Source organism: Paucilactobacillus oligofermentans DSM 15707 = LMG 22743 (genome assembly GCF_001434315.1).
Classification (GTDB): Bacteria; Bacillota; Bacilli; order Lactobacillales; family Lactobacillaceae; genus Paucilactobacillus; species Paucilactobacillus oligofermentans.
The window spans coordinates 292,937-300,048 of the sequence record NZ_AZFE01000003.1 but is presented as its reverse complement, the minus strand read 5'-3'; the positions used below and the strand labels follow the sequence as shown (position 1 = coordinate 300,048).

The window sequence follows — 7,112 nt, the reverse complement described above, 5'->3', positions numbered from 1 at the left end:
AAGACCCTACACATTTGATTTGTCGAAACTTTATTCAGTTTTCAAAGTTCTACTTGGTTACTTAATTCGTAATTAAGCAACGTATATTATATTATCATTCAAGCACTTCACTGTCAACAAGTTTTTTGATTTAATTTGATAATCAAAATCTCTCAAACCCCTGTAGCAGCAAGAACAATCATACCAAGCGTGCTGACATAAGTCAACTGCTTTTTTTAATTATTTTGACATTTTTTAAAGTCATTCATAACTTGATTATTGTGGCTATCTATATTTGACAACAGAAACTATCATAGCAAGAATCACTTACCTGGTCAAGCGTAATTTTAACTTTTTAACTAAAAAACGGTGCCATATCAATTTCGACCGTATTAAATAGACCTTGAAGCTGCTTAACATCAGTGAATTCTAGTAATTTTGTCGCCGCACATGCTGCTTTAACATCAGTAACTTTACTATTAATAGAAAAGACAAATAGATTTTGTTTCATATCACCCTTATGAACCATTGATAGTTCTTCTAGTCTCAATAAATCGGGATTAATTCCAATCACATCTAGATAGTAGTTTAAAATAACCCCCAAAGCCGTTTTACTTTCATCTAATTCTTCTATAGAAGGAAATGTTATTGGTTTTTCTTTCATCACTAAAAATGATGTTGTTTTCTTTTCATCTAAAATGATTGTTCCTGATACTTTCATAACATAACTTCCTTTCATATAATTACATACATTATTATAACTATTAAAATTTTGTTTAGTCCATTAACAAGATATCATTCTTACAAAAAAGAATGATATACTGGTTGTCGTGAAATAAACACTGATCTTATTACTTTCGAAAGAGGTTTATCTATTGGGTACACTAATTGATTTTATTCTACACATTGATTCACATATCGTTTCAATTGTGAATACATTTGGCGGTTGGTCATATATCATTCTATTTGCCGTTGTATTTATTGAAACTGGGGCTGTAATCATGCCTTTTCTCCCCGGAGACTCACTATTATTTGCAGCAGCCGCACTGGCAGCAAACCCACAATATCATTTAAAAATTGAATTGTTTGTCATTCTTTTCTTAATCGCTTGTATTGCTGGTGACTCGCTTAATTTCCTAATTGGCCATTCAATTGGTAAATCATTATCAAATCATTCTTGGTTTGGTAAACTAATTGATAAGAAAAGTATTGAACGTTCCGAACTATTTTTCGAAAAGCATGGAGCAGTTGCTATTATATTAGCTAGATACATGCCCATTATTCGAACATTTGCTCCATTTGTTGCCGCAGGAACCGGATACTCATATAAACAATTCATTCGTTACAGTTTAATCGGCTGTGTTAGTTGGGTAACCATCTGTTCGGTATGTGGTTACTTCTTTGGCAATTTACCTTTTGTTCAAGCACATTTTTCAGCAATTATATTAGGAATCATTATCGTTACTCTAATTCCAGCGGTTGTTGGTTTTATCAAATCACGTCTATCTAAGTCTTAAATACTTGGCGCTTTGTAATTCGATACGATAAATACATCATTACTTCTATCAGCAAATGTTCAAGCACATTTTTCAGCAATTATATTAGGAATCATTATCGTTACTCTAATTCCAGCGGTTGTTGGTTTTATCAAATCACGTCTATCTAAGTCTTAAATACTTGGCGCTTTGTAATTCGATACGATAAATACATCATTACTTCTATCAGCAAAACTACTATCACTGCTAATTGAAAGAAAATTGATTCCGTTAATACATTAATAATTGGATCAGTTGTCGGATTAAACTGCCAATCATTATTATTAAAAATCAATTCATGAAATTTAATAAATGCTGATTCAAAATTAAGACCTAGCGTAACTGCTAATACTGGAAAAACAAAAACTCCAGTCTGCAAAGGAACTAACAATTTCCATAATTGTTGGTTCCTTTTTTCTTGTCTTAATAACCAGACTGACAATGGGACTGTTACAACCATTACCAAGTTATTAATCACAAATAGTTTTCTTACATCATTGAAATGATTACTACCCGCATGAGACATTGGTAGATATCTAAATTTAAGATCACCAGTTAGTGGGTTCTGTAAATACAGCAGCAAGTGTTGATAATCGACCATGATATGTTTAGCATTTATACCATCAACAGATTTAGTTTGCATTTTAATCAGTACCAACGATAAATTTAGAACAATAAAAAAAGCCACACTAATGATAGCAAGCAGCAAAGCACTCCCTGCAATCACATGGTAACTCTTATTTTTTATTCTATTCAAATTTCCAGTCATCTAATGTATCCACCTGATATGTTGGTAGTTTAGCTTTAGTTTGAACCTGTTCTTTCGTTGACAAACCAGAATATACTAATAACGTATCGATTTCCGCACCCATACCAGCTAAGACATCAGTATTATAGTTGTCCCCAACCATAATTACCTCATCTCTTTTTAAGCCACTACGTTTAAGTGCCATATCCATAATAATACGCTCTGGTTTTCCAATCATGATTGGTTTAACTTGCGTTGCATATTCAACCATCTTCACCAATGAACCTGCACCAGGAACCATGCCACGTTCATTCGGCAAATTACTATCGGCATTCGTTCCAATAAATTTTGATCCTCGACGAATATTTAAAACGGCAACTTCTAATTTGTGATAAGTTACATCAGAGTCTAATCCGACCACTACATAATCTGGATTATTCTCCGAAAACGTAAATCCAGCACCAATTAAAGCGTCATTCAATCCAGATTCACCAACTGTATATACTGTTCGATGTTGTTTATCAGCCACTTGATTTAAATAATCTGCAGTTGCTAAAGCAGTGGTATAGACTTCTTCTTTAGCAGTTAGAATATCATGGTTATTTGATAAATTAGCTGCCACTTGATCGGGTGATTTCGTACTATTATTAGTAACAAACATTAATTCACATTTTGCTTCACGAAGTCGCTTAATAAATGCTGCAGCCTCAGGTATTTTAGTTTTACCTTTATACATTGTTCCGTCTAAATCTATAAAATATCCTTTATAACTAGGCATTTTTAATTCCTCACTTATGTCGAATTACAAATTTTTGCTTTGTTTTTTGATTTCCGGCTACTCGTGTGGCAGTCTGATCCTTACGTTCGCCTAATGATGCTGTCTTTATTTTCGTCTCACGTTCTTTAATCTGTGGTTTAACTGGTTTGGTGTTACGCGTCTTTTGCTTCTGATTATTACTTTTTGAATCAGTATTTTTCACTCGTGGTTTTTGCGATTTAGCATTATTTTTATTATTAGCATTGTTAGTATTCTTTTTATGTCCGGTTGTATTACCACTTACGTTTTTTGTAGTCGCATTTTTTGCATTTGTTTTAGTCTGACTACGATTGTTATTATTACCTGATCGCTTGTGTGTTGGCTTTTTACTTTGATGTTCTGGTTTAGGTATTTTAACTTCCAGATTTTTTATCACAAAGTAAGCACAGCCAAAATTACAATATTCATATAAATAATCTTGAATTGTATCTACGCTTGTCGTTTTTTGTGATAATGGATTTTCCGGACTAAAAAATCCTTTTAATCGTAATTGGTCAAAGCCCCAATCACCAACAATATAATCATATTTACTTAAAATTGAACTAAACCGTTCTTCCAATTTTTCTGTTTGAAAGGCATCTCGATACTCGGATAACAATACATATTTATGACCATTAATCGTGAATTCGGTTTCACTTTGACGTTGAATTGAATAGATATCAGCACGTTGTTCCTGTCGCTTATCAATTAACTCCTGCATTACTTCTCTTTTCATAATTGCTTCTCCTTTCATTTAAATTGGATAATGTTTTTTTAAATACTCTCCAAATACATCTCTAAAGAACATATTATACATTAATTTGTTCTTCCCTGCGATTTCAATTGTTGGAAAAAATGGAATAAACAAATAATGATCTAAAGTCGCAATTGTGTATTGACGGTATAAATCAATCGAACTCCCATGAAAACGGACTTCCTTAGTATTTTTATTATACTCAATTCCATCGTACTCAATTTCACCAAAAATCTTACCTCGAAAGCCCATTCCTTTCAACGGGAACTTCCTAAGAAATGCACGATTTTTTTCAATTTCCCGTACTAGCCTAATTAAATCAACTCCATTTAATTCTACCTGCATTAAATGCATTGCATGCGGGAGCATTTTATGTAACTGATTTCGATTAACAATTCCTTCATCTAAACCGTCTAAAAACAACCCAGTATTCAAAATGGCTGCATCTGTATGAGCAGTTTCCTTAATTGCAGATAGTCCTAATTTAATTAAGCTATTATCCCGTTCAAAATCAACCGAAAATGGCCGATTAACTTTGGCCACCATCTGCTGTGAAAGTAAGCTTTCACCCAGTTTCATATAATCATCAACCTGTTGTTGATCTTCAAGTTTTTCAGGTAAATGTTCAGTTACAGTCACTCGTGCTTGTGAACTAACTATCTGATTATCTTTAATTTCAAGATCAATTTTACCAATATACTGGCCATATTTACCCGCGGCTGCCAATAACGAATGATTAACCCGTTTACCATGTTCTAACAAATGATGTGTATGACTTCCGATAATAACATCAAATTCAGGGAAATGTTCTGCAATTTTCTCATCTGTATTAAGGCCTAGGTGTGATAGTAAAACTAAGACATCATACTTTCCTTCCAATTCTTTCAATAATTCAGGAATTACTTCAAAAACATCAAATGGCAGCCATCCTTCTAATGGGTACGTTAAGATAAACGGTGCCGTTAAACCTAACACCGCAATTCGTGTTCCCTTATCAGTGATAATAATCTTTGACTTAATTGCAAATGAAGGTAACGTTCCAGAATCAATATCCATTAAATTACCCAGAATCACATCAAAGTTCTTATGTTCATATAGTGCTTCTAATTGCGATTTAGTATTACCCAATCCCTCATTGTTTCCAATTGTTACACCATCATAGTGAATTTCGTTCAGCATTTCGACATTAGCTTTACCATCAGTTGCCTCGCTTAGTGGATGAACTCGATCCATCGCATCCCCAATGTCAAAAGTTAACACTTCACTACCTGCTTGTTCTAAGGACTTTTTTTGACTAACTAAATATCGCTTTATTTTTGGCCAATTTTCAAAATGAGAGTGCATATCATTAGTGTGTAATATCGTGACCTTTTCAATCATTTTCGATCTCCTCACTTTTTTAGTGACGTTTATTAAAGCCATCCTTTTTACCTTCAACCATTTGACTAATCTCTGATAATGATAATGGTGCACCAAATGGAACTTTTTCATTCAAATAATCAGTCTCTGGAGTATCGACTCCCACGTTAATATTCTCTTTAAGATTAACCGCATAATGATGAATATGACCATGTAAATTAATAATCTGTGGAGCAATTCCTAACATCATTGGATAATGCGTTAAGTAATATTGTCGATGATCATATTTGATTAATGTCCCAACATCATGAAATTCAAATTTAAGTTTACTATTTAATTGATAATTATTGTTTGCAAGAAATTTAAATAAAGATCGACTATCATGATTACCTTTGATTAGTACTAAATTACCATGTAATTGATTAAGAATATCAAGTATCGCTTGCTCTGACGTATGTGCTGGTTTAGTAAAATATAACGCTATGTCCCCTAAATGATAGACCGTATCAGTTTCGTTAACTTTTTCATTCCAATTTTTAATTATTTCTTGATTCATATCTTCTACCGTTAAAAACGGCCGCGGTGCAAATTCACCCATCCCCAAAAGTGATTCATGATAAAAATGAGTATCTGCTGTAAAAAATTTCATCTTAATTTACCCGCTCCGACTATATTTTTGATACAAAAAAGGACTAAGAATTAACCTTAGTCCCTTTATTATACCGCTTTTATTTTATTATTGACTAACTTAGACGCTCAACATCACGAGCAATCATTAATTCTTCATCCGTTGGAATTAACAAAGCCTTAGTAGTTGAACCATCAGCTGTCAAATCACGTTCAACACCGCGAATATTATTCTTTTCAGGATCAATTTTAACACCAAAGAATGAAAGGCCATCGGCAATTGCTTGACGAATTTCAATATCATTTTCACCAACTCCAGCGGTAAAGACGATTGCATCAGCACCGTCCATTTCAGCTACATATTGACCAACGTAGCGAACAACTCGATTGATCCAAATATCTCGAGCTAATTTGGCACGATGATTTTCATTCATAACTTTTTCCAAGTCACGCATATCAGCTGAAACTCCTGATAAACCAATTAATCCAGATTTATGGTTTAAAATATCAATCATTTCTTCTGAAGAAATATCAAGCTTATTTTCTAACCAAGCAATCAATGATGCATCAACATCACCAGAACGAGTAGCCATTGTAATTCCTGCTAATGGAGTGAATCCCATTGAGGTATCATATGACTTACCATTCATTACGGCAGTAATTGAAGCACCAGCACCTAAATGAAGGGTTACTAACTTAAGTTCTTCCAAAGGTTTGCCAATCATTTCAGCGGCACGATTGGCTACATAACGATGGCTAGTTCCATGGGCACCATATTTACGGGCACCATATTTTTCATACCATTCATATGGAAGGCTATAAAGATAATTCTTTTCTGGCATTGTTTGATGGAATGAAGTATCAAACACTGCTACCGATGTAATATCAGGTAAAACTTTCTTAAAGGCTTTAATACCCGTTAAATTAGCTGGGTTATGCAATGGTGCATAATCTGATAACTCATCAATTTTTTGCATAACATCGTCATCAATAATGACTGAGTCCTTAAAATATTCACCACCGGCAACTACTCGATGACCAACTCCTGTAATTTCACTAAAATCACTAATGATGTTTAATTTTAATAATTGGTCAAGTAAGTAATTAATCGCAATTTCATGATTACTAGCTTGAATAGTTTCTTCTAAGCGTTGACCGTCACCATATTTAATATCAACAAGTGAATCTTTAAGACCAATTCGTTCAATAACCCCTTTAGCAATTACTTCTTCGCTTGGCATTTCGAATAATTGAAATTTTAATGTTGAACTTCCTGCGTTAATGGAAATTGTTTTTGACATGATGATGTTCTCC

Annotated in this window: 8 protein-coding genes and 1 pseudogene; 2 read left to right on the top strand and 7 right to left on the bottom strand. The window is 33.5% G+C overall.

Translation table 11 applies throughout. The features are described from left to right. Positions 1-334 precede the first annotated feature (334 nt). Positions 335-700 carry a hypothetical protein gene (locus FC70_RS02325; protein WP_057889429.1) on the bottom strand — a complete coding sequence of 122 codons (366 nt, stop codon included), beginning with the start codon at positions 698-700 and terminating at the stop codon, positions 335-337. 154 nt (positions 701-854) lie between these two features. Between FC70_RS02325 and FC70_RS02320 the strand changes: the two genes are divergently transcribed. Then, entirely contained in the window at positions 855-1,496 is a 642-nt protein-coding gene (locus tag FC70_RS02320) for a VTT domain-containing protein (protein WP_057889428.1), read from the top strand. Between the two features lie 57 nt (positions 1,497-1,553). Further along, positions 1,554-1,652 (top strand): annotated as a pseudogene (locus tag FC70_RS09445) (cytochrome O ubiquinol oxidase); the annotation flags it as partial. On the opposite strand, the gene FC70_RS02315 reads toward FC70_RS09445, so the two are convergent. The 6 genes from FC70_RS02315 to FC70_RS02290 all read right to left on the bottom strand — a co-directional run bounded on the left by FC70_RS02315 (position 1,642) and on the right by FC70_RS02290 (position 7,099). Then, positions 1,642-2,283, bottom strand: coding sequence for a TIGR01906 family membrane protein (locus FC70_RS02315; RefSeq protein ID WP_057889427.1), 642 nt, complete (start codon positions 2,281-2,283; stop codon positions 1,642-1,644). The pseudogene FC70_RS09445 and the gene FC70_RS02315 sit on opposite strands and share 11 nt — an antisense overlap. Beyond that, positions 2,264-3,040: a TIGR01457 family HAD-type hydrolase gene (locus tag FC70_RS02310; RefSeq protein WP_057889426.1), complete on the bottom strand. Its 777-nt coding sequence runs from the start codon at positions 3,038-3,040 to the stop codon at positions 2,264-2,266. Before FC70_RS02310 ends, FC70_RS02315 begins: the two co-directional genes overlap by 20 nt. A 10-nt stretch (positions 3,041-3,050) precedes the next feature. Next, positions 3,051-3,794: a YutD family protein gene (locus FC70_RS02305; RefSeq protein ID WP_057889425.1), complete on the bottom strand. Its 744-nt coding sequence runs from the start codon at positions 3,792-3,794 to the stop codon at positions 3,051-3,053. 18 nt (positions 3,795-3,812) lie between these two features. After that, entirely contained in the window at positions 3,813-5,192 is a 1,380-nt protein-coding gene (locus tag FC70_RS02300; RefSeq protein ID WP_057889424.1) for a bifunctional metallophosphatase/5'-nucleotidase, read from the bottom strand. Positions 5,193-5,211: 19 nt separating this feature from the next. Next, positions 5,212-5,820: a metallophosphoesterase gene (locus FC70_RS02295; RefSeq protein ID WP_057889423.1), complete on the bottom strand. Its 609-nt coding sequence runs from the start codon at positions 5,818-5,820 to the stop codon at positions 5,212-5,214. Positions 5,821-5,914: 94 nt separating this feature from the next. After that, entirely contained in the window at positions 5,915-7,099 is a 1,185-nt protein-coding gene (locus tag FC70_RS02290; protein WP_057889422.1) for an acetate/propionate family kinase, read from the bottom strand. Between the last annotated feature and the right edge of the window lie 13 nt (positions 7,100-7,112).

Bases quoted from the DNA above. Each gene is read 5' to 3' on its own strand.
- FC70_RS02325 (WP_057889429.1), bottom strand. From the start codon at position 700: ATGAAAGTATCAGGAACAATCATTTTAGATGAAAAGAAAACAACATCA.
- FC70_RS02315 (WP_057889427.1), bottom strand. From the start codon at position 2,283: ATGACTGGAAATTTGAATAGAATAAAAAATAAGAGTTACCATGTGATT.
- FC70_RS02310 (WP_057889426.1), bottom strand. From the start codon at position 3,040: ATGCCTAGTTATAAAGGATATTTTATAGATTTAGACGGAACAATGTAT.
- FC70_RS02305 (WP_057889425.1), bottom strand. From the start codon at position 3,794: ATGAAAAGAGAAGTAATGCAGGAGTTAATTGATAAGCGACAGGAACAA.
- FC70_RS02300 (WP_057889424.1), bottom strand. From the start codon at position 5,192: ATGATTGAAAAGGTCACGATATTACACACTAATGATATGCACTCTCAT.
- FC70_RS02295 (WP_057889423.1), bottom strand. From the start codon at position 5,820: ATGAAATTTTTTACAGCAGATACTCATTTTTATCATGAATCACTTTTG.
- FC70_RS02290 (WP_057889422.1), bottom strand. From the start codon at position 7,099: ATGTCAAAAACAATTTCCATTAACGCAGGAAGTTCAACATTAAAATTT.